The following is a 23,988-nucleotide window of genomic DNA, read 5'->3' on the forward strand; positions in this document are numbered from 1 at the left end:
ATCTCCGAGAACCCAAGTGTTGTTGTTGGACAGATGGGAGGGCGATTGCAAGGGCTGTGCCTGCTTTGCCGAGGGCCGTATTCAAGGCGCGCACAGGCCGTGGATGCCGTCGGCGCGCACTGAATCGGCGCCGGATCGGTGGGCTGAAAAGGGTGGGGCACTGTCTTGGTGCGAGGAGCGGTTAACTATGTAGCGCCCTCTGAATCAGAGGGTGTTCAGGATGATGGAACATTCAAATATGTTCCAAGGAGTCATCATGGACGATCAACCCCTGCGCGAAAAACGCGCAACCCTGGCGCGCGGTCACGCCAAACTCGGCACGCTGAGTCCCGCCTTCAAAAGCGCGGATGAAGTGGCGCGCTACCTCCATGGTCGGGTAGGCCAGAATCTGCAGGTGGAGTACGGCAGCGTGATTCTGCGGCGTTCAGTCGACGGGCTTTTCGTCGGCACTGAGCCGATTTCGGACCGGCCGACCGTGTTCAACTTCAATCTTTTGCTCGACAACAATGCGGGCAATACGGCTTACCTTGAGCCGGAGGGGTATCAGATCGTTGCCAGCTGGCATACGCACCCCAATAGCGCTGCGCAGACTGCCCGCCGTAATCCCAAATGGACCGCGCACCAGGTCACGGCCTTCCTGGATTTTTATTCTTCAGAAGACGTGCTGTTCAGTTATCAGAACCGCCGTCAGTTCAACACCGCTTATCTGTCAGGCCCTGCCGGTACGCTGCTCGCGTTTCAGTTCGATGAGTCGCCTGCGGCCGCTAACTATTACCGATGGCTGGCGACCGATGGTAGCTTCGACTCCCCGGATGCCCACGATGGAACGCTGGAGGGTTTTTACAAGAAGCTGGCGTCGGTAGGGCGTCTGGTCTTTTTGCTCGGCAGCCCTTATTGGGGCGGATCCGTGGGCAAGGTTCCGGCTGATTGGGAACCCTACAAACCATGGCCGGTGTTCCCGGACGTACCGCGTGCACTGGCGCAGGCTGCGTCGCAGGTCCAGCGAACACCCAATGTGCGCCAGCAGGTATTGATTTTGGAGGCCGATACAGAGGTGGCCTATTTCGCGCGTGACCCCGACCCGCTCGATGACGCGGTGAAAGACTTGCCCAGGTTTCCCGTTGGCTACCACCTGTACGGTATTTACGTTCACTCTCGGCCACTGCCTGTTCAATACCCCACGCTGGAAAGCTGGCTGTATAAAAACTTCATCAGCCCGCTGGAGCTTGCTCAGCACATCGTGCGGTTTCGTCAGTACGGTCAGGGACCGCAATCCATTCTGGGCGCATCGTTGTATATCCGCCTGCGGGACGAGGCGGTATTGCGCTATCGCTTCTCCGGCTCGGCGCTAGAGTCCCAGCTCTTCACCCAGGCGCAAGATGGCCAGGTGTCCGACAACGGTCAACAAGCCGCGTTGCTCGATGGCTCGATGCTGACGCGCGACTTCGTGCGACAGGTAGCAGCTGCCGGCGAGCTGACGGTCGAAAAAACCAGTGCACTGTGGGATCGCATGGGCGTGGTCGATGAACATTGGTTGCCCTATTCCCGGTTTACCCTGCCGTCCTTGAGCAATGCGTTCTTGTCAGCCGACGACGCGGCGCGTTTTGTTCATGGAAATATCGGTAAGCGGCGCGAGCAGGTACTCGGCGGGATGATCCTCAAGCGTGCCGACGGACGCTTTGTCGTGACCGAGCCGGTCCTCGCCGGGCCTCGGCCCTTTGCTTTCAACGGGCTCTACCCGGTCGACCGCCAGGGCAATCCGATTATCCTGCACGCCGGACATAGCCTGCATGCGCGTTATGCATCGCGGGTGGCACTGTCGCTGACCGACCCGGCCTATATTGCTCGGTTCAAATGGACCCGACAGGAGGCAGAGCTGGGGGCGCAGATGTTTCATCCGCAGGATGTGGAGGACCTCTTGCGCACGGAGCTGGTGGGTTATCTGTCCGGTGCCGAGGATAGCCTGATTGCGTGCGCCCCGTCGTTCACCTCCTCGGATTGGCGCAAGCAATGGATGGTTGAGTCTGTTGATGGCGTGAGTGCACAGGCAAAAAGCTTGCGTGACGGTACGACCAAACCCGCCGATGTCGTCAGGACGCTGGCCGAATCGGGCAAGTTAAAGGTGGTCATCGGCAACGCGCTGTGGGGGCCAGCCGACTTTGTCGAGGTGGACTGGGGGCCCTGGGTGCGCGCACTTGAGTTCCAGCGCCCAATGACGGTCAGCCATGGACCCATTTTCAGGCGTGCGGACGACGCCGCCAACGACCTGCATCGACGCGACCCGTTGGATCACGCGCAGCATTTTGTCAGCCGTTACTTTGCTTTCATCCTCAAGCACGAAAGCCGGGAGGAATACGTTGCCAGTGAGCTGATCCCGGTGACGGCCAAATCACCCCTGCTGTCCCTCAAGAGTCTGTATGGCGCCCAATTGCCCGAAGGCTTCGAGTGCCACAGCCTGTATTACGCCAACCAGTTTGTCGGAAATGGCTCGGCCACTTGGTTGAAGCAGGTGTTCATCGAGCCTGAGGACTTGAGTGAGGCGATTACCCAGGCGCGGGCCGAGACCCTGCAGCCGCCGCGCGGTGCGCCGGTGTACATTGCCCCACCGGAGGGGGCCCTGTTGTGTTACCAGTCGCCGTCCACGCAAGGGATCTTTGAGCGAAGTACAGAGGCCGATGCACTGGACAGCATTCGGGCCAAGCTGGATATCGGCACATTGCAGCCCCTTCAGTTCGTGCGCAGGGTGGCTTCCGGCGGGCATTTGCGAGTGGTTCAGGCCAGCCGTTGCTGGGGCCTCACAGGCAACGTTGGGGGATTGTGGGTACCCTATGAAAACTTGCAGCGAGGTCGACTCAGCCCGGTGTTCCTGTCTGTGGATGATGCGGCGCAGTACATCCGTCGCCGTGTCACGCCTGACCTTGAGCAATCCTATGGTGGCGTGATTTTGCGCAGGGACGACGGGGGTTTTATCGCCAGCGAACCTGTGCGTGTGCCGGATGAAGTGTTCGATATCAAACGCATCTTTCCGGATGAAATGGTGACGCGTGGGCTTTATCCGACGCGCACAACGGTGGCAGGCACCTATCACTCCAGGCCTGCGATGCAATGGCCATTTCTGCTCTCACCGGTTCAATCGGCGGTGTACGGCAATATGTTTTCCACTCGCCTGTTGGCCCAGGCGCTCTCCGTTGATCATTCACGTTACGCCCACTACCTGTTGGCGCCCGACGGTGCATTGGTGCGGCTGAAGGCTCGCCCGGATTTGAAGCGCCCGCAGATTTCAACCGCTGAGCTCATCATGCGGCCTAGCAATCGTCGTGATTGGCTCAACGGGACGCTTGAGCGCCAGATACGCAAGGGGGAGCTGGCACCCGACGAGTATGTCAGGCGGGCAAGCAACACCTTTGAATTGCAAGTGGTAGCCGGCAGTAAGATGTGGGGCGCGCCTGGTCCTGTCGCGGGGTGGCGACCCTTTGCCACGCTCGCATTGAGGGGGCGACGCTACCTCCAGGCCACTGTCGACCCGGCGTTCAGCCCGCTGCATGCCCAGGCAGACGACGCTGCGCGTTATGCCCATGAGCTGGCGGGGGCAAGGGAGCAGGCTCAGTTTGGCTATGTGCTCCAGTCGACCGGTAACGGACGTTTTGTGGCGACGCTGCCGGTGACCGAAGGCGGATCAGAGCTGGCGCATCGACGCGTGTTTGCCGATGACGGCTACCCCGATCGTTATCAAATGGCGGGTATGTATTTGTGCGGGCTGCAATGGGGTGATATCCAACCTGGTGGCCATATCGTGACCCAGGACTCCATTTATCGCGGGCTGATTCTCCCGTCGCGCGTGATACAGGCGATGTATCAGGTGCATGCCACGGCGAACCGTGCGGCGATGCCACTTTATCTGTCGTGTGCCGACGGCGCGTTGCTGAAGTTCGTTGTGCGCAATAGCCGCTTTATCGAGTACAGGGATGACAACCGATTAAAGAGGCTTGAGCTCAGCCCGGGGGATTACATTCGGCGTATGGCGGCAGCCGGTGAGTTGAGCATCCTGGTGCCCAGCGAGAATTGGGCGGGCATTGGCGTGGTGGATACGCAGTGGCAGCCGGGGCGGTCTCGCGGCACATTGCCTGCGGGGCATAACCAATGGGCACTGGGGCCCGTGTTCGCGCATCGCGATGATGCCGCGGGATTCGTCCATGACCGAGCGGGTGTGTTTACAGGCCAACAGTCGATCAGTGCGCTGCTTGAAAAAAACCTGGATAACAGTCATGTGCCCGTCCTGGCGTTTGCCGACGACGGTTTCCCGTCGAGTGCCGCCGCGCGCCTGTTTACCACCGTATCGACGCAATGGCCCGCGGGCTATCAGGTCAGTGCTGCCCACCTGTTGTTTCACGCGGGGCTGGACCAGACGCAAAACGGTGTTGAGCGCTCCTATGCGGAGTATTTCGTGTCATGGCGCGAGTTGGGTTTTTACCTTTACACGCTGAAAAACCAGAAATTACCCATTACGGGTTTTTACCTGACAGCGCGGGACGGCGCCTTGTTGAGCTACACCCCGACCTTTGGCCAAGACGAGGCCAACCTGTTGACGGGCAGCGGCAGATGGACCGCCGAGGGGGGGTATACGCTCTTCGCACCGACGCCTTCGCATGTTCTCTCTGAGCTGGCGCGACTCGGTCAGTTCCGGGTACTGCGCCATGGAGCGTTCTGGACGATCCGTACACTGGTGAGCAGCGATCTGAAACTGCCAGGTCACACGACCTATCGGCCGGACAGAGATGAGCTGTGACCTGTTCGCTCTAGCGCTTGCGCATCAACCCGATAAAAAACAGCCCGCCAATCGCCGCCGTCGCCACGCCAATCGGCAAATCCTCGGGGGCGATCAGGGTGCGGGCGGCCACGTCCACCCACACCAGAAACAGGCTGCCGAGCAGCGCGCACACCGGCAATAAGCGCCGATGCTCGGCGCCCACCAGGCGCCGGGCAATGTGCGGCACCATCAGCCCGACAAAGCCGATGGAGCCGCTGATGGACACCAGCACGCCGGTCATCAAGGAGGCCACCAGGAACACTTTCAAGCGCACATTGCGCGCGTTCAGGCCCAGCGTCACGGCGGTCTGTTCGCCGGCCATCAGCGCATTCAACGGCCGGGCCATGCCCACCAGCACCAGCAAGCCCAGCAGTACGGTGGCGCTGGGAATGGCCAGCAGTTCCCAGCGGGCCAGACCGAGTCCGCCGAGCATCCAGAACATCACTGCCGACGCGGCGCGATGGTCGCCCATGAACAGCAGCAGGTTGGCCGCCGCCATCATCACGAACGACACCGCCACGCCGCACAGCAGCAGGCGATCACTCTCGAGCCGTCCGTTGCGGCTGGCCACCGCCAGCACCACCAGCATGCTCAGCAGCGCACCGACAAACGCGGCGATAGGCAAGGTCAGCAGGCCGACGATTTCACCCACATGCAGCACCACGATCACCGCGCCCAGAGTGGCGCCGGAGGTGACGCCCAGCAGGTGCGGGTCGGCCAGCGGGTTGCGCGTGACCGCCTGCAATACGGCGCCGATCAACGCCAGCCCGGCGCCGACCAGTGCACCGAGCAACATGCGCGGCACGCGAATCAGCCATACGATATGTTCCTGCCCGGCCGACCAATTCACCTCACCCACGCCAAAGGCTTTGAACAGCACGATGCGCCACACCACCTCCACCGGCACCCGCGCCGGGCCAAAGCCCAGGGAGAACACGCAAGAGACCAGCAGCACCGCCGCGAGGGTGGCGAGTAAAAAGGCGTAGCGACGGGTGATCATTCGCCGTGGAACCCCTTGGCCAGGGTTTCCACCGCCAGCACGTTGTCGATCCCTGGTGTGGCTTGCACATAAGGGACCACGATAAAGCGCTGGTTGCGGATGGCGTCCACCGCTTGCAGCGCCGGGTTGTTGAGCAGGAACTGTTGTTTCTGCTCGGCGGTGATTTCGCTGTAGTCGACGATCACGATCACTTGCGGGTTGCGCTCCACCACGGTCTCCCAGTTGACCCGGGTCCAGCTGGCGTCCACATCCTCCAGAATGTTGCGCCCGCCAGCCGCGTCGATCAGTGCCTGGGGCATGCCCAGGCGGCCGGAGGTCATGGCACGGTCTTCACCGCTGTCATACAGGAACACCCGTGGTTTGTCGGCGGGCAGGTCCTGGCGCACGTTGGCTACCTGCGCCTGCATCTGGGCGATCAAGGCATTGGCGCGGTCCTGCACGTCGAAGATCTTGCCCAGGTTGCGCAGGTCGTTATAGGTGTCGTCCAGCGTGGCGGCCGGGCGTTTCATCACGAACGCGCAAGACTCGGTCAGCTCGTACACGTTGATGCCCAGCGGTTGCAGGGTGGCGGGTGTGAGGTCACCGCCCACGCGCATGCCGTAGTCCCAGCCGGCGAAGAAGAAGTCCACATTGGCATTGAGCAGGGTTTCTACCGATGGGTACTTGCTGGCCAGCTCCGGCAGGCCGTCGAGGATTTCGGCCATTTCCGGGGTCACCGACTTCCAGCCGGTCACGCCGCTGTAGCCGGCCATGTGCGACTTGAGCCCCAGGGCGAGCATCATCTGGGTCATGTTGATGTCGTGGCTGACCGCGTGTTTCGGCGCTTCCTGAAAGGTCACGTTGCGGTTGCAGCTTTTGACGGTCACCGGGTAATGGGTGGCTTCGGCGAAGGCTTCGGCGCTGCCTGACAGCAGAGCGACAGCCAGGAGAGTGCGCAGGATCATGGTTGGATTATCCAGGTGATTCGGGGGTGGCCGGACAGGGGGTGGGTGTCGATCAGGGCTTCGACGCCGAACACCGTGCGCAGCAAATCGACGGTGAGTACTTCATGGGGCGTGCCGCTGGCGACGATGCGTCCGTGGTCGATCACGTACAGGCGGTCGCAAAAGGCGGCGGCGAGGTTCAGGTCATGGATGCTCGCCAGGGTACCGATGTTCAGGCGCTTGACCTGGCGCAGCAACTCCAGCTGATAGCGCGGGTCGAGGTGGTTGGTGGGTTCGTCGAGGATCAGCAGTTGTGGCTGCTGGGCCAGGGCGCGAGCCAGGATCACGCGTTGTTTTTCACCGCCCGAGAGCGTCGCGAAGGCGTGGTCCTCGAAGCCCTGCATGCCGACGGTTTCCAGCGCCTGCCGGATCAGTTGCCGGTCCTGGGGCGTGTCACTGTCGAACAGGCCTTTGTGCGGCGTGCGGCCCATGGCGACCACTTCATCCACCCGCAGGCCGAACGCATCCGGAAACTCCTGCAACACCACGGCAACGCGTTGCGCGCACCACTTGGCGCTTTGTTTCCACACGTTCTGGTGGGCGAGCGCCACGTCGCCCTGGTCAGGCCTGGTGAACCGATAGGCGCAGCGCAACAGGCTGGTCTTGCCGCTGCCATTGGGCCCGATCAGCCCGACGAACTCACCTTCACCGACCTGCAGGCTGGCGTCGCACAAGTGGAACGAGTGACGGCAGTGGCCGTGAACCCGGGGTGTCCAGGTGAGGCGGGTGAGGGTGAGTGCGGTCATCGTGTCTCTCGACTTAAACATCGATCAAAATGTGGGAGCTGGCTTGCCTGCGATAGCGGTGTCCCCAGCAACGATGTATTGCCTGACCTACCGCTATCGCAGGTAAGCCAGCTCCCACAGGGGATCTATGTAATGTTCCGTTAGAAGGTGTAATCCGCCGTGACGAAGAACGAGCGTGGTTCGCCCAGGATCCACTGTTGACCGTCGTTGTACTGGCTCACGGCGTAGGTGCGGTCGAACAGGTTGTTCAGTTGCAGGCCCAGGGTGGTGTTGCGCAGGGCTTTCCACGACAGGGTGGCGTCCACCACGGTGTAGCTCGGCAGTTCGTTCTGGTTGGCCATGTCGGCATAACGCGCGTCGACATAACGTACGCCGGCACCGGCGCGGATAGCGTCGGTCACCGCCTTGCTCAGCCACAGGTTGGCGGTGCGGCGCGGCACGTCCACCGGGCGGTTGCCGTCGCGGGACACGGGAGTGCCGTCGACTACCTGGGTGAAATCGTCGTATTGCGCATGCACGATCGCTGCGTTGGCTTGCAGTTGCCAGGCATCCGCCAGTTGCAGGTCGAGGCTGGCCTCCAGGCCGCGGGAAGATTGCTGGCCGACTTGCTGCTGATGGTCCGGGTCGCCCGGTGTGTCGGTGAGCAGTTTCTTTTTGACGATGTGATACGCCGCCAGCGTCCATTCGCCACGGTTGTTCCAGAACGCCTGTTTGATGCCGATCTCGGTCTGCTTGGCGGTGGACAGGTCGAACTGCTGCTGGCCCGGGCTCAGAGAAATCAAACCGCCGACCCCGTCGGTGCTGGTGGCGTACTGGCCGTAGACCGAGGTGTCCGGGGTGATTGCGTAAACCAGGCCGGCCTTCCAGTTATTGCCGGTGAGGGTCTTGTCGGCCTGGCTGCCGTCACGCAGGTTGTCACGGTCGATGTGGGCATAATCGCGACGGATGCCGGTGATCAGTGAGAGCTGGTCGGTGAGCTGCAAGCGGTTTTCGGCAAAGCCCGCGAGGGTTTTGGTGGTGGACGCGAACAGCGGCTTGAACGGGTCCCGGCTTTCGAACGGCGCAGGTTGTGGAGCGTTCACATCGATCGGCTGGCCGCCGCTCAACACGTCGTTGAACGGCGAGTTGCTGGCGAGGCGGAAGCGGATGCGGTTGTATTCCACGCCGGTCACGGTCTGGCTGTCGAGGCCGAACAACGTGTGCTTGAAGGTGAAGGTCTGGCGGTCGCCGACCTGTTCCTGATTGTGCTTGATGCCGAAGTAGCCGCTGCGGGTGAGCTGGCCATCGGTGAAGTTGTAGTTTTCGGCGTTTTGCCAGCGGCGCTGGTTTTTCAGGTAGTACAGCTCGTTGGTGGCGCTGACGCTGTCATTGATCTGCCATTCGCTGGTCAGGCGTGTCCACTGGTCGTTGTAGTGCTGGGTATCGTCGCTGACGTTGTAGTTCTTGTCCCGCAGGCCTTTATGCAACTGGCCGTTGATCAGCGGGGTGCCGAAGTAGTTTTGCGGGCGTTGGTCGCCATAGTCGCTGGCCAGGGTGAAGCTCAGGTTGTCGGCTGCTTGCCAGCGCAGGGCACCGCTGACGAAGTCGCTGGCCGAATCGCCTCGGTCGACGAAGCCGTTGCTGCGCAGGCGATTGAGGTTCAGGCGGTAGCTCAAGGTGTCGGTCAGCGAGCCGCCGCTGTCGAGGGCTTGCTGTTGACGATCATAGGAGCCATAGCCCAGGCGGATATGGTTTTCGATTTCGCCTTCGAACGGCTTTTTCGGCACCGTGTTGATCACCGCACCGGTGGCGCCTTCGCCGTACAGCACAGAGGCCGGGCCGCGCAGCACGTCCACGCGTTCCACCGACCAGGTGTCCACCGGGAAGGTCGAGGTGCCCATGCCCATGTACATGCGGTTGCCGTCGTACAGCTGCATCACCGAGCCCTGGCCGGTAAAGCCTCGGGCCGACAACGAGGTGCCGCCGTCGCCTGGCGAGCCGGTGCGGCTGATGCCGGTGGCGCGGGAAATCGCGTCCTGCACGCTGGCGTCGCCTCGTTCGCGGATCTGCGTGCCGGTCTGGCTTTCCACGCTGCCCGGAGTTTGCAGGGCCGTGAGGTTCAGGCGCGAACCGGCGGTGGTGGGGGTGTTCAGGTCGACGTGTTCGTCGTCCACGGCGGGTGCGGTCACGGGGCTGGCGGGCAGGGTCAACGCGTGGGCGCTGCTGTGCAGGGCGAGCAGGCAGAGGCCGGACGCAAGGTACTTGTTCATCGGTCGATCAGTCTTCTTGAAAGGGGCTCGCCGCCTGGGCGCGGCGAGCAACGATAACGCAGAAAGTGTTATAAGTTAACACTTATTGGCTGCGGGACAAAAGTCGCGCAAGGCTACAGAAGCCCTCTGCCATGGGCATCTCGCTGGGTTCATGCTGAACCTGAGGCAGATTCATGTTGGCCAAAAAAGCGCGACAGCACCAGCCGATCCAGTGCCCACACCGCGATCAATGAGGCACCCACCAGCGGGAAAATGATCGCCAGCGCCAGCATGATCGCCATCGCGGTTTTCCACTTCGGCAGGTCGTGTCGCAACGGCGGAACGCCCAATCCGCCTTGCGGGCGACGCTTCCACCAGATCACCACACCGCTGACGGCGCTGAGCAGAATCATCAGGCAGATCAGCAGCACGATCAGTTGATTGACCCAGCCGAACATCTTGCCTTCGTGCAGCATCACGCCGGCCTCCGTTGCGCGGGCGACGGTGTTGTAATGTTCCCAGCGCACATCGGCGAGCACCTTGCCGGTGTACTGGTCCACGTGCAGGGTGGCGTCATTGCGCGGGTCGTTGGCGAACACCGCGATGGTGAACACGCCTTCGGCGGTGGTGGGCAGGGTGATGCTGTAGCCGGGCTCGACCTTGCGTGTATTGGCCAAGTCGACGACCTGTTGCAGACCCAGCGCCGGCGCGGCAGGCCCTGAATGCGCGGCGCCGTGGTTCATGTGTTCGGCGTGGTCGCCGGACATCGGCATCGGTGTGTTTTCCATCGCCCAGGGTACGGTCTGCTGGCTGGCGGTATTGAGGACGCGGGCCTGTTGGTCGGACTGCGGCACGTTGTTCCACATCGCCGCCGGGAACCTGTTCCACAGGTCGGCGTACTGCTTGCCCCAGAAACCGGTCCAGGTCATGCCGCTGAGCAGCATCACCAGCAACAGCGCCGCGCCCCAGAAACCGGTGACCGCGTGCATGTCGCGCCAGAACACCCGGCCCCGGGTGCTGAACCGCGGCCACAGCACCCCCGCCGACGTCTTGCCGCGCGGCCACCACAGGTACAGGCCCGACACCACCAGCATCACGCCCCAACCGGCGGCAAGCTCCACCAGACGATCGCCGACGGTGCCGATCATCAACTCACCGTGCAATGCGCGGGCGATGGCTTGCAGGTTGTATTTCGAGTCCTGCTCGCCGAGGACGGTGCCGCGATAGGGATCGACGAACAGCGTGACCTCACGCCCGTCCTTGCGCATGACGAATTGCGCGCTGCCGTTGGCATCGGCGGGCGGCAGGTATTTGCTGATCGCAGCTTGAGGGTAGGCCGCCCGGGCGCGTTGCAGTTGTTCGTCGGCACTCAGCACGTGCCCGGCGGGTTGGACCTTGAGCAGGTCGCCGTACATCAGCGGATCGAGCTGGGGTTTGAACAGGTAGATGATGCCGGTCAGGGCCAGCAGCACCATGAAGGGGGCGACGAAGAGCCCGGCGTAGAAATGCCAGCGCCAGGCCAGGTTGTAGAAGGAAACTTTTTGGGTGGTCATCAGGGATGCTCCGCAAAGGCTTGAGATTTTTTTGTCAGTTATGCAGCCATCGCGGGCAAGCCCGCTCCCACAGGGGAATGCATTTCAAGTGTGGGAGCTGGCTTGCCTGCGATGCTTTTAGAAGCTCATGTCCACCTTGGTCCAGAGCGTTCGCCCCGGTTCCTTGATGGCCTGTGGGTCACTGGCCGGGTAGCCGAACCCGGCGTTGCCGGCCAGGTTCAGGTGCTCGGCGTAGGCCTTGCCGAACAGGTTGTCGACACCGGTGCTGACCTTGAAGTGTTTGTTGATGCGGTACGCCGCGTTCAGCGAGAACACGCCAAACCCCGCACTCTTGTCGAAGTCCTTGCCGACCACGTTGCCCTTGTTCGGGTCGATGCGGTTTTGCGCGGCGACTACACGCCATAGCGCACCGGCGCTCCAGTCGTCCTCGCTGTAGGTGAGGCCCAGACGCGCATCCAGCGGCGGGATCTGCGGCAGGGCCTTGCCGTCGCTGCTGTTCTTGCCCCAGGCGTAGGCGAGGGTGGCGTCGGCTTTCCAGTGGCGTGTCAGCTTGTACGCCGTGCCCAGTTCGCCGCCCATGATGCGCGCGTCGACGTTGCGCGCCTGGGAGGTGGTGCCCATCATCCCCGGCTGGTAATCGAAGAGGATGAAATCGCGCACCTGGCCCAGATAAGCCGAGGCCCAGGCTTCCAGTTCAGCGGTCTTGTATTGGGCACCCACATCGAGCTGGGTGGTTTTCTCGGGCTTCACGCCGTCGAAGGCATTCACCGAACCGACCGCGCCCGTGTTGGGCGAGAACAGCTCCCAGTAGTCCGGGAAGCGCTCCGAGTGGCCCAGGCCGGCATAGACGGTTGTGGGGCTGTCGGCCAGGTCGTGTTCATAGCGCATGAAGCCCGAGGGCAAGGTATCGGCACGGGTGTCGTCGGCGGTGGGGTTGACGCGGGTGCTCATGCCCGAACCCAGGGTCTGGCGAAAGTCCTTGGCCGAGGCGCGGTCCAGGCGCGCGCCGGTGATCAGGCGGTCACGGTCGGCGGCGTACCAGGTGAGTTCGCCGAACACGCCGTAGTTGTGGAAGTTGGCGTCCTTTTCCCGGGGCAGGTCCTTGTAGGTGTCGATGCCCATGCTGCTGCGCTGGCGGTGTTCGTTGGTCTGTGCATCCAGGCCGCCGATCAGTTGCACGTCGGCCCAGCGCCAGGTGGCCTTGATGCGCGCGCCGAGGGTGCGGCGGTCGACGTTGGACGCCATGGGCCCGGCCATCATGCCGGTGCCGGACGGGACGCGCAGGCTGTAGTTGTCCATCACATGGTCGGCGTAGTTGTAGTAGACCTGGGCTTCGACCTTATCCAGCACCTCGCCGATGTTCGACTTCTCAAAGCGCAACCCCAGGCTTTCGCGCAGGAATTGCGAGCCATCCATGCCGCGCCCGGCGTAGCGCGCTTCGCCATCGCCACGGCCTGCGGTGAGCTCCAGCAACGTATCGGCATCGGGGGTGAAACCCACGGCCACATCGCCGTTCCATTTGTCATAGCGCGAGGCGACGGTGTCATTGTTGCCGTCCTTATAGTCGTCGGCGTGGGCCTGGTTGCCGATCACGCGCACGTAGCCCAGCGGCCCGCCGGCAGCGGCGTCGATGACCTTGTCGAAGCGCCCATTGGAACCGGCCAGCACACTGGCGTTGAGGCGCGTACCCAGCTCGCCGAACTGCTCCGGCTCGCGCTCGAACAGAATCGTGCCGGCTGACGCGCCAGGGCCCCACAGCACGGTTTGCGGGCCTTTGATCACGGTGAGCTTGTCGTAGGTTTCCGGGGAAATGTACGAGGTGGGCGCGTCCATCCGGCCCGGGCAGGCGCCCAGCATCATGCTGCCGTTGGTGAGGATGTTCAGGCGCGAGCCGAACATGCCGCGCAGCACCGGGTCACCATTGGTGCCGCCGTTGCGTACCAATGCGAAGCCGGGGATGGTCTTGAGGTAGTCGCCGCCATCGCTGGCGGGCACCGGTTGGCGTGGGTCTTTCGGGTTGGTGATCACGGTGAGCGGTGAGCTGGGGGCGATCGCGGTGATCACGGTGGGGCTCAGTTCGTGTTCAGCGTGTTCGTCGGCGTGGGCCTGTGGAACCATAAGCGCGCCGCAGAGAACGGCGAGCACGGGAGAACTTCCCAAACGGGTGTCAGCAGAAAACCTGGACATGACAAATTCCATCAATCAATCGTAAACAACACGGCCAGCAGCCTGAGGCGGTCTGTCTGAAGTCGGCCGGGATGGAGTAACGCTGTGAAGCGCTTACGCGTCGATGGGCGGCGCGCGGCTGCGGGCGCCGGGGAAGATGCCCTGCCGGGCATGGCCCAGGCGTGTGGCGGGGGTGAGGGCGTTGGCGGGCGGCGGGCTGCCCAGGGTGAATATTGACGTGCCGCCGGGCAGGGCGGGGCAACTGTAGAGCAGGTCGCAATAGCCGCACTTGGACCAGAGGGCGTGGTGTTCGTCAGGTGCCTTTTTGTGATGGGAATCGCCGTGGTCCATCGGCATGTCCATGGACATGCTCATCGACATACCGGCGTGATGGTCCATCGGCATCGCCTGGGAAATCAGCGGTCCGATAAAGATCATCAGCATGGCGAACAGGCTGATCCAACTGCCGCGTCTTACGCGGGCGTGTGGAGAAAACCTGGCGCGAGGGGCGCCCATCGACTGTCAGCCTATTGCGGGTGCTTGTGCCCGTGGCCGGCCATCGGCGGGACTTTCTGTACCGACACTTGCACCTCGACCTTGCCGGCGTTTTTGAAGTTGAGCGTAAGCGGGAATTGCTTGCCGTCGGTCAACAGGCTGCGGTCTTTGATGCCCAGCAGCATTACGTGATAGGCCATGGGGGCGAAGGTCAGGTCACCCTTGGCCGGCACCGCCACGCTGGGCACCAGTTGCATCTTCATCAGGTCGCCCTGCATCACATGCTCATGCAACTCGGCCTTGTCTGCCACCGGCGTCTCGACGCTATCCAGACGGTCCGGGGTTTCGCCCTGGTTATGAATCACGAAGTAGGCCGCGACCGTCGGCGCGTTCGGCGGCAACTCCTGTGACCAGGGTTCGCTGACTACCAGTTCGCCGACCTTGTAGTCATCGGCATTGGCAGCGACACACACCGGCAGCAACAACGCCGCCAGAAGCAGGGAAGATTTGAGCATGGCAGTTCTCCAGAACGGTTCTAAACGCAGTTCACTTGCGAAGAAATCAGACCGTTGGAGAGGCGCGCGGGTTGAGGCTCGGCCATTGCTGGCGCGGGGTCGGGCCTTGCAGCCGGGGCGACGGCAAGCGCTGTGAGGTATTGAATTGGGTGAGGTACAACTGCGGCACATGCCCCGGCAGCGCCACCAGCGGCGCCGAGCCTGAGCAACACCAGCAATGCTGCATGGTGGAATGATCGTCCTGCTGCGGCGCCGGAATCTCCAGCTTGCCCAGGGCAATCGTCTTGAAACTCGCCCCGTTGGAGGAGCAGAAACTGCCCCACAGCAATTGTTGCACCGGGTCCTGGGACTGCTGCATCGCCCCGGTCATCGGCATGGCAAAGGCGTTGAACAGCACTGCAAAGCAGGCGATCCACACAATTGCAAAGCGTTGACGGGCCATGGCGGACAATCCGTAGGGTTAAACGATCAGGCGGGTATTTAGCCTGATCGTAGGGGATAAGTAAAAAGGGGCGGTGTGGTTTGGTGTCGCATCTGCTGGTTTCAGGATAGACGGGAACTGAGAGGTTGCCGATCTCAAAGGCAACGCAGCTCTAAATGTGGGAGCGGGCTTGCTCGCGAAAGCGGAGTGTCAGCCAATACATGTGGTGGCTGACACACAGTCTTCGCGAGCAAGCCCGCTCCCACATTTAGGACTGCACTCGGCTCGAATTGATTGTTTCCACGCTCTGGGAATGCAGCCCTGGACGCTCCGGGTCTGCCTTTGAAGTCGTGACGCGGAGCGTCACAGGATGCGTTTCCATGCAGAGCGTGGGAACGATCGGTCAACAGAAATATCCGACAAGCCTTTAAGGTTGCCCCTAGGAAACTCAATCCCTAGTCTCCGTGCACCGCTGCAAACTCAGCGGCCGGGCGTCGCGGCCCGGGTTCCTATGGACGCTAAGCGTCATCGTCTGCTTTCAGTTGGCGCTTTTTTAGCGTCTACTGTGCGGCGCTATGGCGGCTGTGCGCGGGATACCTTCGGGTATGCCGGGTTTCCTTAGGACCGGTCCGCGAACCTGCGTACAGCTGCCACCCTCTATCGCGTCGCGGCGAATCAGTGGCAGCTCCACTTTCCTGAGGAGCTTCACAATGATCAAACCCACCCCCAATCCCCCCATCCGGCTATTCACCGTAGCCGACGGCATCAGCACCGAAGACCTGCTGGTCAACCTCAGCGAAACCCTCGCCTCGGCCAATGCCCTGAGCTGCGATCTTGCGTTTAACCTGGAAGGCTCGAAGCGAGAGGAATTGTTGGGCGTTGCGCAGTTGATTGAGCTGGCGCAGTTGCTCGCGGATCGTGTGCACACGGGCTGCGGCCCAGCGCCAACTGCAGCCTGACAACACCGCCGCTCCCACAGGAGATTTGTGGTGTTTAGAGCGTGGTGATTGCCTGTAGTACCGCAGGCACAGTAGTGAACTCCCGATCCACCGCCGCCAACACCGGTCGCTTCAATACCAGCACCGGCACCCCACGCTCGCGCGCCACTTCCAGCTTCGGCTCGGTGGCCGTACTGCCGCTGTTCTTGCTGATCAGCACATCAATGCCGCGTCGCTCAAACAACACACGCTCGTCTTCAATCAAAAACGGCCCGCGCGCGCCGATCACTTCACACCGCTCGTTCCCCGGGTACACATCCAGCGCGCGCAGCGTCCAAAACTGTTCGGCGGGAATTTCGTCGAGGTGCTGCAACGGCTCACGGCCCAGCGTGAACAGCGGACGTTTGAAGGGTTTGAGCGCTTCGATCAAAGAGGCCCAATCGCTGACCTCACGCCAATCATCTCCCGGTTGCGGCTGCCACGCCGGTCGTCGCAATGCCCAGCAAGGAACGCCACATACCTGCGCAGCCTCGGCAGCATTGCGGCTGATCTGCGCCGCATACGGATGGGTCGCGTCGAGAATCAGGCCAATCCCCTCATCGCGAACAAACCGCGCCAACCCCTCGGCGCCGCCGTAACCACCGACTCGCACCTGGCAGGTCAGGTCGTTCGGCACACGACCAACACCGGCCAGACTGTAGATATGTTCCGGCCCCAAGGTGCGAGCAATGGCCAGCGCCTCAGTCACGCCGCCCAGCAGCAGGACGCGCTTCATAACGGCTTGACCACGTCCAGCAAGGTGATCGGCAACGCCTGGCGCCACGTATCGAATTCCCCCAGCGGCTGCGCCTGGGCCACATGAATGCGCGTCAGCTCGCCGCCATGTCGCGCACGCCAGTCCATCAAGGTCATTTCACTTTGCAGGGTCACGGCATTGGCGACCAGGCGCCCGCCTGGCCGCAGCTGTTGCCAGCAGGTGTCGAGCACGCCGTCGCGAGTGACGCCGCCGCCGATGAAGATGGCGTCCGGCGCTTCCAGGCCGCTTAACGCCTCGGGCGCCTTGCCGCGAATCAGTTGCAGGCCGGGCACTCCGAGGGCGTCGCGGTTGTGTTCGATCAAAACCTGGCGGCCTTCATCCGCTTCAATTGCCAGTGCGCGACAGCTCGGATGGGCGCGCATCCATTCAATGCCGATAGAGCCGCAGCCCGCGCCCACGTCCCACAGCAGTTCGCCGGGCATCGGTGCGAGGCGGGCGAGGGTCATGGCGCGGACATCGCGTTTGGTCAGTTGGCCGTCGTGCTTGAAGGCTGAATCCGGCAGGCCCGCCAGACGCGACAGGCGCACAGCCTTCGGGTCAGATGCGCAGTCGATGGCAACCAGATTCAAATCGGCGACCGAAGCGTGTTGCCAATCCGCAGCCAGCTCGTCGATGCGCCGCTCGTCCGCGCCGCCGAGGTGTTCAAACACAGAGATGCGGCTCGGCCCAAACCCGCACGAAGCCAACAACGAGGCAATCAACGCCGGGCTGCGACCATCATTGCTCAACACCAACAACCGCACGCCACTGGCCAGATGCGCATTCAACGCTGTCAAAGGCCGGGCCACTACGGATAGCGTCACCACGTCCTGCAACGGCCAGCCCAACCGCGCCGCTGCCAGGGACACCGACGACGGTGCGGGCAAGATCAGCAACTCATCCGCCGCCACCTGCCGCGCCAGACTCGCGCCCACGCCATAAAACATCGGATCGCCGCTGGCCAGCACGCACACCGGTTCGCCGCGCCGCGCCAGCACCGGGTCCAACGAGAACGGGCTCGGCCACAACTCACGCTCGCCGCGAATACACACCGGCAACAGGTCCAACTGGCGCCGAGCACCTATAATCCGTGTGGCGCGCAACAGGGCATGCCGGGCATTCCTGCCCAGCCCCTTGAAGCCGTCTTCACCGATGCCTACAACCGTCAGCCAGGGCGACATATGAATTCCTTGAACGACATCCGACGGGCAGGCTTTTCATGCCGTCGGACAAAGCAGGCATAATACCGCGCCTTTACCCGTCAACCGGTAGCCCCGTGAAACCAACGCCCGCTGTGAATACCTTGCGCCCCTCGGCTTGTCCGGGGTTGCTGCGTATTGTCCAGGCGCTGGACGGCGGCATTTGTCGGGTCAAACTGGCCGGTGGCTGCATCACCGCAGAACAGGCCCACGCGGTGGCGGATGCAGCGCAGACCTATGCGGGTGGGGTGATCGAGGCCACCAACCGCGCCAACCTGCAGATCCGCGGGATCGGCGCCGAAGAGGGCGCTCTGATCGACAGGCTGCTGGCCGCAGGCTTGGGCCCCAGCAACGCCGCCGGCGACGACGTGCGCAACCTGATGCTCAGCCCCAGCGCCGGCATCGACCCGCAGATGCTGTTCGACACGCGCCCGCTGGCCGGAGCGATCCTGAATACCCTGCAACACCATCCGCGTTTCCATGAGCTGTCGGCCAAGTTCGCCGTACAACTGGATGGCGGTGAGGCGCTGGCGATGCTCGAACATCACCATGACCTGTGGCTGTCGGCGTTCGTGCGCGATGGCCAGACGCTGCTCGCGTTCGGTCTGGCCGGTTGCCCGGGGCTGGATGCGCCGGTGGCCGCCGTGCCATTGAACCAGGGCCATGCGTTGGTGGTGGCCGTGCTGGAAGCGTTTCTCGACCTCGCCACGCCCGAGCAAACCCGCATGCGTCATCTGGCTGTGGATAAGTTATTGAGCCGCCTCAGCCTGCCATTACTGGCGCCGGACGGCTTCAAACGCCCGCCCAGCAGCGCTTTGCTGCACCTCGGCACTTATCCACAAGCGCAAAAAAATCTGTTCTACGTTGCGGCCATTGCGCCTTTGGGGCGCCTGGATTCGGCGATGCTCAAAGGCGCGGCACAACTGGCCAGCGAGTACGGCGACGGCACCCTGCGCTTCACCCCTTGGCAAGGCTTGCTGCTGCCCAACGTCGAGAAACCGCAGGCCGTGACCGAGCGCCTGGCGCAGCTTGGCTTTCTTTGTTCGGTCGACCAGCCCCTGTCCCACATGACCGCCTGCACCGGCTCCAGCGGTTGTGGCAAAGCACTGGCCGATACCAAGGCTGACGCGGTGCAACTGGCCGAGCTGCAATCTGACCACGATGTGCACCTGTCCGGCTGCCCCCGTTCCTGCGCCGCCGCGCACACTACGCCGGTGACCTTGCTGGCGGTGAGCCCCGGTCGCTATGACCTCTATTTTCGCGATGCCGCCTACCCAGGCTTTGGCCGGCTGCACGCGCGCAACCTTTCCATAGAAGCGACGGGCGCCCTGCTGCGCGCCCGCCCACGGAGCAACACCGATGATTGATTACATCCGCGACGGTCAGGAGATCTATCGCAACTCCTTCGCCATTATTCGCGCGGAAGCCAAATTGGACCGTATCCCGGCTGATCTGGAAAAACTCGCGGTGCGCGTGATCCATGCCTGCGGCATGGTCGAGGCCATCGACGGCCTGCAGTTCTCCGAAGGCGCAGGCAAGGCCGGGCGCGATGCGCTGGCGGCCGGCGCGCCGATCCTGTGCGATGCGCGGATGGTCTCCGAAGGCGTGACCCGCGCGCGCCTGCCGGCCAACAATCCAGTGATCTGCACCCTGCGCGACGACAGCGTGCCGGAGCTGGCGCGTGAGCTGGGCAACACCCGCTCCGCTGCCGCGCTGGAGTTGTGGCGCCCGCACCTGGAAGGCAGTGTGGTGGTGATCGGCAACGCGCCGACCGCGTTGTTCTACCTGCTGGAAATGCTCGATGCCGGCGCTCCCAAGCCGGCGTTGATCCTCGGTTTTCCGGTCGGGTTTGTCGGCGCCGCCGAATCCAAGGCCATGCTCGCTGCCGACAGCCGGGGCGTGCCGTTTGTGATCATGCAGGGTCGCCTGGGCGGTAGCGCCATGGCCGCCGCAGCGGTGAATGCCTTGGCCACGGAGGTCGAATGATGCAGGCACGCGGACGTTTGATCGGCCTGGGCGTGGGCCCTGGCGACCCGGAACTGATCACCCTCAAGGCTTTGCGCCTGCTGCGCGAGTCGCCGGTGGTGGCGTACTTCGTGGCCAAGGGCAAGAAGGGCAACGCCTTCGGCATCATCGAGCAGCACCTGGTGCCCCAGCAGACCCTGATGCCGCTGGTGTACCCGGTGACCACCGAGGTGCTGCCGGCGCCGATGTCCTATGAGCAGGTGATCAGCGATTTCTACGACCTGGCCAGCCTCGACGTGGCCGCGCACCTGGACGCGGGCCGCGATGTGGCGGTGATCTGCGAGGGCGACCCGTTCTTCTACGGTTCCTACATGTACCTGCACGACCGCCTCGCCGAGCGCTACGAAGCGCAGGTCATCCCCGGTGTCTGCTCCATGCTCGGCGGCGCCTCGGTGCTGGGCGCGCCGTTGGTGTACCGCAATCAGAGCCTGTCGGTGCTTTCGGGTGTGCTGCCCCATGACGATCTCAAACGCCGCCTGGCGGACGCCGACGCGGCGGTGATCATGAAGCTGGGCCGCAACTTTCCCAAGGTGCGTCAGGTGCTGGAGGAACTCGGCCTGGCCGGGCGGGCGCTGTATGTGGAGCGCGCCACCATGGCCAACCAGAAGATTGTGCCGCTGGACGAGGTGGAGCCGATGTCGTCGCCGTATTTTTCGCTGATCATCGTGCCCGGTGAACGGTGGCAAGGTTGATGCGGCCGGCGATTGTGATTCTGGGCCAGGGCAGCCTGGCCACTGCGCGCAAAATCCAGCAGGTGTATCCCGGCGCGGTGATCCACGGCCTGACCGGACGCGTCGAGGGCGCGGACCAGTTCTATAGCGAATTCGGCGCTACCCTGCGCCAGTTGTATCAGCAAGGCACGCCGTTGATTGCGCTGTGCGCGGCGGGCATCGTGATCCGCACCCTGGCGCCGCTGTTGCTGGAAAAAGGCGAGGAGCCTGCGGTGCTGGCCGTGGCCGAAGACGGCAGTGCGGTGGTGCCGTTGCTCGGTGGCCTGGGCGGTGTGAATGTCATGGCGCGGGAAATCGCTGCTGCGTTGGAGGTCGCCGCTGCGATTACCACCAGTGGCGAGCTGCGCTTCGGCACCTGCCTGCTCAACCCGCCGCGCGGCTATGAATTGGCCGACCTGGAGCTGGGCAAGCGGTTCGTTTCGGATTTGCTGGCCGGCGAAAGCGTGCGTATCGAAGGCGCGGCGCCGTGGCTGGATCAAGCCCACTTGCCGCAGGACCAACAGGCGCGCCTGGCGATCCATGTAAGCAGTGCCGAGCGCCCGCCCGCGCCCCATGAATTGCGGATCTACCCGAAGAATGTGAGCGTCACCTGCAAGCCTGGCGCGCAACTGGCCGAGCGTGTGCGCACCGCATTGCATGAAGCGGGTATCGCCGTGCAATCCCTGGCGTGCCTGTTGGCCAGTGACACGCAGATGGCCGAGGCGTCGCTGCATGAAGCGGCACTGGCGCTGAACGTGCCGCTGCGTTTCACCAACATTGGCCAGGAGGCCGATATCGTGATCAGCGTTGCCGAGCAGCCGCTGGATCTCTCGCAAGTCGGTCGCGTGCGTGGCCGTCTTGCGGTGATCGGCCTGGGACCCGGCGCCGCCGAGTTGATGGTGCCGGCGGTCAAGGCTGAACTGGCGCGTTGCACCGATGTGCTGGGCTATGAAACCTATGTGCGCATGGCCGGGCCGTTCCGCGAGGATCAGGTGCAGCACTGCACCGATAACCGTGAAGAAATGCAGCGCGCGCGCCATGCCTTCGAATTGGCGGCGCAAGGCCGTTCGGTGGTGGTGGTGTCGTCCGGTGATCCGGGCGTCTTCGCCATGGCCGCGGCGGTAATCGAGGCATTGCACGAGTCCAGCGACCCGGCATGGCATCAGGTCGACCTGGAAATTCTGCCGGGTGTTTCGGCCAGCCTGGCCACGGCCGCCCAGGCCGGTGCGCCGCTGGGCCATGACTTTTGCGTGATGTCGCTGTCGGACAACCTCAAGCCGTGGTCGATCATCGAAAAGCGCCTGGACCTGGCTTCCCAGGCCGACCTGGCGCTGGCGTTCTACAACCCGATCTCGCGGTCGCGTCCCTGGCAGTTGGGACGCGCGCTGGAAATCGTCGCGCTGCATCGCGCGCCCGAGACGCCGGTGGTGCTGGGCCGTGATATCGGCCGCCCGGGGCAGACCTTGCGTGTGACCACGCTGGGCCGGTTGACCCCGGACCAGGTCGACATGCGGACCATGGTGCTGATCGGTTCGTCCACCACCTGCGTGTTCCCACGGGCCGGTGGCGGAGAATGGGTGTATACGCCGCGCTGGTATGGCGAAAAACCAGCCTCCTGAAAACGCACCGCCGTACGCCGGAAAGCTCCGAATACCCCAGGGATTCTCCTGCGGTCGTTCGGGGCTTTTTCTTTTTTACCCGACGAAAACCGGAAGGCCCACGGGTGTCCCGCAGGAATGCTGGACGCCGGGTTTGGAGCGTGGGCACTGAGGGATGTTTGTCGTCTGGAAAGCCTGTCAATCACTGGACTAGTGTGAGGGCAAGCCCCGTGTGGGGTGTTTGTGGAGAAGGTAAATGGAGCGACATCACAAAAGGATCAACAGTACAAAGCGGCGCAAGCTGATTGCGGCCTACAAGCTGCCGGGGGCGCCCGGTGCCATTGCGCCGCTGCCGGTCAACGTCGAGGACGACAGCAACGCGGCAGTGGTCAACAACGGGGTGATTTCGTTTGTCGAGGGGGTGTCCGGGCTGAACCGTGAGTACATCCGCAAGAGTTACCTGCTGGCCAGCAGTTACGTCAGCGACGTACTGAAGGTGCAGCGGGGTACGGAGGCGTGGTACGACGAATTCATCAAGGTGATGATCAGTCTGGGTTGGCTGCCGGTGCGCAGCCGCTTCGAGCGGGTCTCAAGCGCCGGCAAGGGGCTGAGTGTGCAGTTGGCGGCACTGAACATGATTGCGGCATTGACCGCCACATCACTGGCAGGTCCCTTGCTGGCGGCACTGCCGAAGCTGGCGGCGGATGCGTTGGAGGCAATGAAACAGCAGCCGGCGTCGTTCGAATTGTTCAAGCGCAACAGCAGCGTGCACCAGGGCGGCGATTTTGGCCTGGCGTCCTGCGCGCAAACGGAGGGCGAACTGATGATGATGCTGGTGACCTACAGCACACGCGGTGTGAGCAAACAGGTGGGGCTGCCCTTCCTGGAATGGGACAGTTCCTCGTTCGAGGCTTTCAGCGGCCAGACCTGCCTGGTGCTGAACACGTCGGTGGTCAACGAAAAAACGATCCAGTTGATGCGCGAAAGCGCGGGCGACAAGGTGCAACTGGCGATTGCCAAGTACCGGATCTAGGGCACCAGGTAGCCACGTACCCCGGTAAAGATGATTTGTGCGGCCAGGGCGCAGACGAACAACCCCATCAGGCGGCTGACGATCTGCAAACCCTGGTCGCCGAGGATGCGTTCGATACGGTTGGACAAATACAGCACCACGCCCACCGTGAGGCTGGCCAGGGCAATGCTGACGATGGCGGTGAGTTTGTCATCCCAGTGCGGCTGGCTGACGCCCATGACCAGCAGTGCACCGATGGTGCCGGGGCCGACAGTGAGGGGGATGGTCAACGGTACGATGGTCACGTCCTGCTGCACGTTGTCGGTCTGCACCGCCGACTTGCCCTGGGCCATGCCCAGGGCCGAGATGAACAGCACACTGCCGGCGCCGATGCGGAAGGCATCCACGGTGATGCCGAATACGTTGAAGATGACGCGGCCGAACAGGTAGAGCAACACGCTCGAGACCAGGGTGGCCAGTGCCACTTTCCACGCCAGGCGCCGCCGTTCCTTGCTCGAATAGCCTCGCGTCAGGCTGATGAAGCAGGACAGCACGAAGAAGGGGCTGTAGAGCACCAGCATTTTCAGGTAGACGCTGAATAACACGTGGAGCATGGGGGCGGCTCGCGGCAGGAAGGTCCGAGGGAGTCTATCAGGCGTACCCACTTTGGAGGAGTCAGCTTCTGTGGTGAGCAGGCTTGTCCTGCGCTGGGCTGCGAAGCGGCCCTGATCGGTCAATGTGGGAGCTGGCTTGCCTGCGATAGCGGTTTACCAGGCAACGAATAGGTGGCTGATAC

General features: G+C 63.0%; 19 protein-coding genes. 7 read left to right on the forward strand and 12 right to left on the reverse strand.

All coding sequences use genetic code 11. The annotated features are described in order from the left end of the window. Positions 1–256 precede the first annotated feature (256 nt). The gene (locus ACW9IB_RS22535) at positions 257–4,786 is read left to right on the forward strand and encodes a DUF4329 domain-containing protein (RefSeq protein ID WP_457415587.1); all 4,530 of its coding nucleotides are present in this window, start codon (positions 257–259) and stop codon (positions 4,784–4,786) included. 10 nt (positions 4,787–4,796) lie between these two features. Here the strand turns inward: ACW9IB_RS22535 and ACW9IB_RS22540 are convergent, their stop codons facing one another. The 9 genes from ACW9IB_RS22540 to ACW9IB_RS22580 form a co-directional block, all read right to left on the reverse strand. Continuing rightward, on the reverse strand, positions 4,797–5,807 hold the full coding sequence (locus ACW9IB_RS22540; RefSeq protein WP_457415588.1) for a FecCD family ABC transporter permease: 1,011 nt from the start codon (positions 5,805–5,807) through the stop codon (positions 4,797–4,799). Continuing rightward, positions 5,804–6,751: an ABC transporter substrate-binding protein gene (locus ACW9IB_RS22545; RefSeq protein WP_457368410.1), complete on the reverse strand. Its 948-nt coding sequence runs from the start codon at positions 6,749–6,751 to the stop codon at positions 5,804–5,806. The genes ACW9IB_RS22540 and ACW9IB_RS22545 overlap by 4 nt, the downstream gene beginning before the upstream one ends. Beyond that, entirely contained in the window at positions 6,748–7,536 is a 789-nt protein-coding gene (locus ACW9IB_RS22550) for an ABC transporter ATP-binding protein (protein ID WP_457415589.1), read from the reverse strand. The genes ACW9IB_RS22545 and ACW9IB_RS22550 overlap by 4 nt, the downstream gene beginning before the upstream one ends. A gap of 140 nt (positions 7,537–7,676) precedes the next feature. After that, positions 7,677–9,785 (reverse strand): TonB-dependent receptor, encoded by a 2,109-nt coding sequence (locus tag ACW9IB_RS22555; protein ID WP_457415590.1) that lies wholly within the window; start codon positions 9,783–9,785, stop codon positions 7,677–7,679. A gap of 149 nt (positions 9,786–9,934) precedes the next feature. Then, positions 9,935–11,317 (reverse strand): PepSY-associated TM helix domain-containing protein, encoded by a 1,383-nt coding sequence (locus ACW9IB_RS22560; protein WP_457415591.1) that lies wholly within the window; start codon positions 11,315–11,317, stop codon positions 9,935–9,937. Between the two features lie 117 nt (positions 11,318–11,434). Then, the gene (locus ACW9IB_RS22565) at positions 11,435–13,504 is read right to left on the reverse strand and encodes a TonB-dependent copper receptor (RefSeq protein ID WP_457415592.1); all 2,070 of its coding nucleotides are present in this window, start codon (positions 13,502–13,504) and stop codon (positions 11,435–11,437) included. A gap of 93 nt (positions 13,505–13,597) precedes the next feature. Further along, entirely contained in the window at positions 13,598–13,999 is a 402-nt protein-coding gene (locus ACW9IB_RS22570; protein WP_457415593.1) for a DUF2946 domain-containing protein, read from the reverse strand. Between the two features lie 11 nt (positions 14,000–14,010). After that, positions 14,011–14,493 (reverse strand): copper chaperone PCu(A)C, encoded by a 483-nt coding sequence (locus tag ACW9IB_RS22575; RefSeq protein ID WP_457415594.1) that lies wholly within the window; start codon positions 14,491–14,493, stop codon positions 14,011–14,013. Between the two features lie 46 nt (positions 14,494–14,539). Then, complete coding sequence (locus tag ACW9IB_RS22580) at positions 14,540–14,935, reverse strand: DUF2946 domain-containing protein (protein WP_457415595.1); 396 nt, start codon at positions 14,933–14,935, stop codon at positions 14,540–14,542. A 689-nt stretch (positions 14,936–15,624) separates the two neighbouring features. Between ACW9IB_RS22580 and ACW9IB_RS22585 the strand changes: the two genes are divergently transcribed. After that, the gene (locus ACW9IB_RS22585) at positions 15,625–15,873 is read left to right on the forward strand and encodes a DUF6124 family protein (RefSeq protein ID WP_457415596.1); all 249 of its coding nucleotides are present in this window, start codon (positions 15,625–15,627) and stop codon (positions 15,871–15,873) included. A gap of 34 nt (positions 15,874–15,907) precedes the next feature. Here the strand turns inward: ACW9IB_RS22585 and ACW9IB_RS22590 are convergent, their stop codons facing one another. Further along, positions 15,908–16,627 carry a cobalt-precorrin-6A reductase gene (locus tag ACW9IB_RS22590; RefSeq protein ID WP_457415597.1) on the reverse strand — a complete coding sequence of 240 codons (720 nt, stop codon included), beginning with the start codon at positions 16,625–16,627 and terminating at the stop codon, positions 15,908–15,910. Then, entirely contained in the window at positions 16,624–17,829 is a 1,206-nt protein-coding gene (gene cbiE, locus ACW9IB_RS22595) for a precorrin-6y C5,15-methyltransferase (decarboxylating) subunit CbiE (RefSeq protein WP_457415598.1), read from the reverse strand. Before cbiE ends, ACW9IB_RS22590 begins: the two co-directional genes overlap by 4 nt. Positions 17,830–17,867: 38 nt before the next feature. Here cbiE and cobG point away from each other — a divergent pair, with 38 nt between their 5' ends. From cobG to ACW9IB_RS22620, 5 genes are all read left to right on the forward strand, one after another. After that, positions 17,868–19,214 carry a precorrin-3B synthase gene (gene cobG / locus ACW9IB_RS22600; RefSeq protein WP_457415599.1) on the forward strand — a complete coding sequence of 449 codons (1,347 nt, stop codon included), beginning with the start codon at positions 17,868–17,870 and terminating at the stop codon, positions 19,212–19,214. Continuing rightward, positions 19,207–19,833 (forward strand): precorrin-8X methylmutase, encoded by a 627-nt coding sequence (locus ACW9IB_RS22605; RefSeq protein WP_034126410.1) that lies wholly within the window; start codon positions 19,207–19,209, stop codon positions 19,831–19,833. The genes cobG and ACW9IB_RS22605 overlap by 8 nt, the downstream gene beginning before the upstream one ends. After that, positions 19,830–20,564, forward strand: a complete 735-nt coding sequence (locus ACW9IB_RS22610; RefSeq protein ID WP_457415600.1) for a precorrin-2 C(20)-methyltransferase — start codon at positions 19,830–19,832, stop codon at positions 20,562–20,564. Before ACW9IB_RS22605 ends, ACW9IB_RS22610 begins: the two co-directional genes overlap by 4 nt. Then, positions 20,564–22,201 (forward strand): precorrin-3B C(17)-methyltransferase, encoded by a 1,638-nt coding sequence (gene cobJ, locus ACW9IB_RS22615; RefSeq protein WP_457415601.1) that lies wholly within the window; start codon positions 20,564–20,566, stop codon positions 22,199–22,201. The genes ACW9IB_RS22610 and cobJ overlap by 1 nt, the downstream gene beginning before the upstream one ends. Positions 22,202–22,436: 235 nt before the next feature. Continuing rightward, positions 22,437–23,213, forward strand: coding sequence for a hypothetical protein (locus tag ACW9IB_RS22620; RefSeq protein WP_457415602.1), 777 nt, complete (start codon positions 22,437–22,439; stop codon positions 23,211–23,213). Here ACW9IB_RS22620 and ACW9IB_RS22625 read toward each other — a convergent pair. Beyond that, entirely contained in the window at positions 23,210–23,806 is a 597-nt protein-coding gene (locus tag ACW9IB_RS22625; RefSeq protein ID WP_457368395.1) for a MarC family protein, read from the reverse strand. The genes ACW9IB_RS22620 and ACW9IB_RS22625 overlap by 4 nt on opposite strands. Positions 23,807–23,988: the final 182 nt, after the last annotated feature.

It is taken from the genome of Pseudomonas sp. SDO524_S393, from assembly GCF_054071875.1.

Excerpts from the sequence above, each read along its gene's own strand:
- ACW9IB_RS22535 (WP_457415587.1), top strand. The coding sequence starts at position 257 with ATGGACGATCAACCCCTGCGCGAAAAACGCGCAACCCTGGCGCGCGGT.
- ACW9IB_RS22540 (WP_457415588.1), bottom strand. The coding sequence starts at position 5,807 with ATGATCACCCGTCGCTACGCCTTTTTACTCGCCACCCTCGCGGCGGTG.
- ACW9IB_RS22545 (WP_457368410.1), bottom strand. The coding sequence starts at position 6,751 with ATGATCCTGCGCACTCTCCTGGCTGTCGCTCTGCTGTCAGGCAGCGCC.
- ACW9IB_RS22550 (WP_457415589.1), bottom strand. The coding sequence starts at position 7,536 with ATGACCGCACTCACCCTCACCCGCCTCACCTGGACACCCCGGGTTCAC.
- ACW9IB_RS22555 (WP_457415590.1), bottom strand. The coding sequence starts at position 9,785 with ATGAACAAGTACCTTGCGTCCGGCCTCTGCCTGCTCGCCCTGCACAGC.
- ACW9IB_RS22560 (WP_457415591.1), bottom strand. The coding sequence starts at position 11,317 with ATGACCACCCAAAAAGTTTCCTTCTACAACCTGGCCTGGCGCTGGCAT.
- ACW9IB_RS22565 (WP_457415592.1), bottom strand. The coding sequence starts at position 13,504 with ATGTCCAGGTTTTCTGCTGACACCCGTTTGGGAAGTTCTCCCGTGCTC.
- ACW9IB_RS22570 (WP_457415593.1), bottom strand. The coding sequence starts at position 13,999 with ATGGGCGCCCCTCGCGCCAGGTTTTCTCCACACGCCCGCGTAAGACGC.
- ACW9IB_RS22575 (WP_457415594.1), bottom strand. The coding sequence starts at position 14,493 with ATGCTCAAATCTTCCCTGCTTCTGGCGGCGTTGTTGCTGCCGGTGTGT.
- ACW9IB_RS22580 (WP_457415595.1), bottom strand. The coding sequence starts at position 14,935 with ATGGCCCGTCAACGCTTTGCAATTGTGTGGATCGCCTGCTTTGCAGTG.
- ACW9IB_RS22585 (WP_457415596.1), top strand. The coding sequence starts at position 15,625 with ATGATCAAACCCACCCCCAATCCCCCCATCCGGCTATTCACCGTAGCC.
- ACW9IB_RS22590 (WP_457415597.1), bottom strand. The coding sequence starts at position 16,627 with ATGAAGCGCGTCCTGCTGCTGGGCGGCGTGACTGAGGCGCTGGCCATT.
- cbiE (WP_457415598.1), bottom strand. The coding sequence starts at position 17,829 with ATGTCGCCCTGGCTGACGGTTGTAGGCATCGGTGAAGACGGCTTCAAG.
- cobG (WP_457415599.1), top strand. The coding sequence starts at position 17,868 with ATGCCGTCGGACAAAGCAGGCATAATACCGCGCCTTTACCCGTCAACC.
- ACW9IB_RS22605 (WP_034126410.1), top strand. The coding sequence starts at position 19,207 with ATGATTGATTACATCCGCGACGGTCAGGAGATCTATCGCAACTCCTTC.
- ACW9IB_RS22610 (WP_457415600.1), top strand. The coding sequence starts at position 19,830 with ATGATGCAGGCACGCGGACGTTTGATCGGCCTGGGCGTGGGCCCTGGC.
- cobJ (WP_457415601.1), top strand. The coding sequence starts at position 20,564 with ATGCGGCCGGCGATTGTGATTCTGGGCCAGGGCAGCCTGGCCACTGCG.
- ACW9IB_RS22620 (WP_457415602.1), top strand. The coding sequence starts at position 22,437 with ATGGAGCGACATCACAAAAGGATCAACAGTACAAAGCGGCGCAAGCTG.
- ACW9IB_RS22625 (WP_457368395.1), bottom strand. The coding sequence starts at position 23,806 with ATGCTCCACGTGTTATTCAGCGTCTACCTGAAAATGCTGGTGCTCTAC.